This is a genomic window from Pseudomonas tehranensis, from assembly GCF_014268615.1.
GTDB lineage: Bacteria > Pseudomonadota > Gammaproteobacteria > Pseudomonadales > Pseudomonadaceae > Aquipseudomonas > Aquipseudomonas tehranensis.
The window spans coordinates 1-2,731 of record NZ_JABWQV010000407.1; the positions used below are offsets into that span (position 1 = coordinate 1).

Genomic DNA, 2,731 nt, shown 5'->3' on the forward strand with positions numbered 1-2,731 from the left:
CCCAGCGGGGATAAATCCCCTCACCACAGGTTTAACTTTTTCAGAGATTTGAAATGAGACTGTCCCGCTTCTTCATCGATGCCCCCCTCAGCCTCGGCGCTCACGAATTGCCCGAAGCCCAGGCCCACTACATCGGTCGGGTGCTGCGCATGGCCGAGGGCGATGCGGTGCAGGTGTTCGACGGCTCTGGCCAGGAATTTCGCGGCAGCCTGGCCGAAGTCGGCAAGAAACGCGTGCTTGTACAGTTGGACGAACAATTCGCCGGGCAGGTTGAATCGCCCCTGCGCATCCACCTCGGCCAGGGCCTGTCCAGGGGCGAGCGCATGGACTGGGCGATCCAGAAAGCTACCGAACTGGGCGTCAACGAGATCACACCGATTTTCAGCGAGCGCTGCGAAGTGCGCCTCAAGGACGAACGCGCCGACAAACGCCTGCTGCACTGGCGTCAGGTGGCGATCAGCGCTTGCGAGCAGTGCGGGCGCTCCACCGTACCGGTGATTCACCCGCCGCTGCTGCTGGCCGACTGGCTGAAGCAAACCGACGCCGAACTGAAACTGGTGCTGCACCCGGTGGCCGAGCCGTTGGTCAGCCATGCCAGACCCTCGAGCCTGGCCTTCCTGATCGGCCCCGAGGGTGGTTTGTCGGAGGCCGAAGTCCAGCAGGCCCAGACCGCCGGCTACCACGCCGCCCGACTCGGCCCGCGCGTGCTGCGCACTGAAACCGCACCGGTGGTGGCACTGGCCGTGGCACAGCAGTTGTGGGGGGATTTCTAACCCCCGCAGATTCTGCTGGCACTCAAGACCCATTGTGGGAGCGGGCTTGCTCGCGAATGCAATCTGTCAGTGACATCAATGTTGACTGACCCGCCGCGTTCGCGAGCAAGCCCGCTCCCACAGTAGAGCTACGGCGTTATGGGTCAGAGCACATAGAACAAGATCGCGACAAAGTGCAGCAAGCTGCCGGCGATCACAAACAAATGCCAGATGCCATGGGCGTGCCGCAACCGATGGTCCAGCGCGAAAAAGACAATGCCCACGGTGTACAGCACACCCCCCGAAGCCAGCCAGGCAAAGCCGGCGCTGCCCAAGGCGGCCAATAACGGTTTGATCGCCACCAGCACGATCCAGCCCATCACCGCGTAGATCACGATCGACAGGATGCGCGCTTCAGAGCGCGGCTTGATCTCCTGCAAGATCCCGATCAACGCCAGCCCCCAGACAATCCCAAACAAGGTCCAGCCCCACGGCCCGCGCAGGGTGACCAGGCAGAACGGCGTGTAGCTGCCAGCAATCAGCAGATAGATCGAAAAGTGATCGACCTTCTGCATGATTGCTTTCTTGCGCCCGCGCACGCTGTGGTAAACCGTCGAAGCGCTGTACAGCACCAGCAAGGTGAAACCGTAGATCGCCACGCTGACGATTTTCCACGCATCGCCCGTCATCCCGGCAATTACCAGCAACCACACCGCTCCGATAAAAGCCGCCACCGCCCCGACCAGGTGGGTCCAGGCGTTGAGTCGCTCTCCGTGATACATCCAGTCCCGCCTCACATTCCCTAACAGATGCCAAGGCTCAGGCCTGGCGCTACAAAGTGCAATGTTTTGCTCTCTGTGAGGGTAAGGTTTGCCCGCGATGAAGATAACGCAGTTTCTGAAAAACCGAGTCGCCTGTTTCGCGAGCAAGCTTTGCTCCCACAGGGCACAATCGGGCGATACGAATAAGAGTCCACCCCATGCTGATCGATGAAGAATTGACCCTGAAAAAACTCGAGGTGTTCCTGGCGTTCATGCGCACCGGCAATCTTGCGCGGGCGGCGGCCGAGTTACAGACCAGCAACGTCAGCGTACACCGGGCCATTCACTCGTTGGAAAGCGCCTTGCGCTGCCCGTTGTTCAAGCACGAGGGCCGCAACCTCACGCCCCTGGAAAGCGCTTACGTGCTGGAAGAACGCACACAGAAGCTGATTCAGGACGTGGTCGAAAGCGTGCGCCTGACCCGTGAGGCCGCCGGGTTTTCCGCGGAGCGTTTCAAGCTTGGCTCACTGTATTCGCTGACGGTAAAAACCGTACCGCAGTTGATCATGGGCCTGAAGATCCGCCGCAGCGAACTGAACATCGACCTGATCCTGGGCTCGAACATCGACCTGCTGTACAAGCTCAAGAACATGGAGGTGGACGCCATCCTGATCTCCCTGGACGACAGCGTGAACGATCCGGACTGTGAGCATATCGAGCTGTTTTCAGACGACATTTTTCTCGCCACGCCCGCCGATTCCGCCTTCGCCCAACGCAGTGAAGTGGACCTGTCCGAAGTGTGCAACGAAACCTTCATCACCCTGACCCAGGGCTTCGCCACTCATCAGGATGGTAATCGGGTGTTCAAGCAGGCGGGGTTCGAGCCGAAGGTGGCGATGCAGGTCAACGACATCTTCACCCTGCTGAGCATGGTCAGCTCCGGGGTCGGTTATGCGTTGCTGCCGGGACGGATTGCGGCGGTGTATGAAAACCGGGTGAAACTGATCCCATTGCAGGAAAAGTATCGGCTGCAGCAGCACATTGGCGTGGTATTCCTGAAGGCCAAGGAGCGCGATCCGAATTTGCTCGCGCTTTTGGCTGAGTGCCGGATGTATGCCAATCGCCAGGCTTGAGACCGAGTCCCCTTCATCGCGAGCAGGCTCGCTCCCACACGGGATTGTGAACACCGATCCAATGTGGGAGCGAGCCTGCTCGCGA

At 60.1% G+C, this 2,731-nt stretch carries 3 protein-coding genes; 2 read left to right on the forward strand and 1 reads right to left on the reverse strand.

Annotated features, from left to right (window positions below):
- The first annotated feature begins 53 nt into the window (after nt 1-53).
- Nucleotides 54-773 (forward strand): 16S rRNA (uracil(1498)-N(3))-methyltransferase, encoded by a 720-nt coding sequence (locus HU811_RS26490; RefSeq protein WP_092401535.1) that lies wholly within the window; start codon nt 54-56, stop codon nt 771-773.
- 143 nt (nt 774-916) lie between these two features.
- On the opposite strand, the gene trhA is transcribed toward HU811_RS26490, so the two are convergent.
- Complete coding sequence (gene trhA / locus HU811_RS26495; protein WP_092401532.1) at nt 917-1,534, reverse strand: PAQR family membrane homeostasis protein TrhA; 618 nt, start codon at nt 1,532-1,534, stop codon at nt 917-919.
- 197 nt (nt 1,535-1,731) lie between these two features.
- Between trhA and HU811_RS26500 the strand changes: the two genes are divergently transcribed.
- A complete protein-coding gene (locus HU811_RS26500; RefSeq protein ID WP_092401529.1) occupies nt 1,732-2,646 on the forward strand; it encodes a LysR family transcriptional regulator in 915 nt (304 codons plus the stop codon).
- The last annotated feature ends 85 nt before the right edge of the window (nt 2,647-2,731 follow it).